Annotated in this window: 1 protein-coding gene and 1 pseudogene; both read right to left on the bottom strand. The window is 54.2% G+C overall.

Annotation, left to right across the window (positions count from 1 at the left end; translation table 11 throughout):
• Positions 1 to 428, bottom strand: a 428-nt coding sequence (gene cas4, locus ACTHUM_RS18040) for a CRISPR-associated protein Cas4 (protein ID WP_440403690.1), incomplete at its 3' end; no start/stop codon positions are given.
• A gap of 15 nt (positions 429 to 443) precedes the next feature.
• Positions 444 to 570: pseudogene (locus ACTHUM_RS18035) on the bottom strand (type I-C CRISPR-associated protein Cas7/Csd2); the annotation flags it as partial.

Here is a 570-nt window from a genome sequence, read left to right as displayed (position 1 = left end):
ATGTACCACAACGCGCCCTCAAAGACGGTTTGCCCCGTCATTTCTTCCAAACACAAGCCTTGTGCGCAAAGCTGGATTTCGTCCATTGGGTCGGGTTTGGGCTTGCCGCGTTTGTATTCCACAGGTTTCAGACGGCCTGTTTTTGTATCCACTTCCACCAAATCCAACACGCCGCTGATGCCCAGCTTCTCCGCCGACACATGCACCGTCCGCTCAAAGCGCACGCCCTTGCGCGTTTCCGGTTCGCCCGAATCCACCCGCTCATGCAACGCCTTTCCCTGCGCGGTCAAATAGTTCTCCGCCCACGCCTGCTCGTTATGAATCAACGCGCATTGGCGCGGGCAGAAAGCGTAGTGTTGCAGGGCGGAAAGGGGAATCAGGCGCGTGTCCTGATTTTCCCCTTGGCTTTCGGTTGAAAGTGCGGTCATCTTTTTAAGTGTTTTTTAAAGTAACTCTTCCACGCTCACGCCATTTAGGCCGTTTGAAACCACGCTGATTTTGTAATCGCCAAAACCGCTTGCGGGCGTACCTGATTCGCCGTTTACACGTTCGACTTTCACAGCGTCAAAC

The organism is Neisseria sp. P0021.S006 (assembly GCF_051956895.1).
The sequence above is the reverse complement of the archived record's forward strand: the minus strand, read 5'-3'. Positions and strand labels throughout refer to the sequence as shown.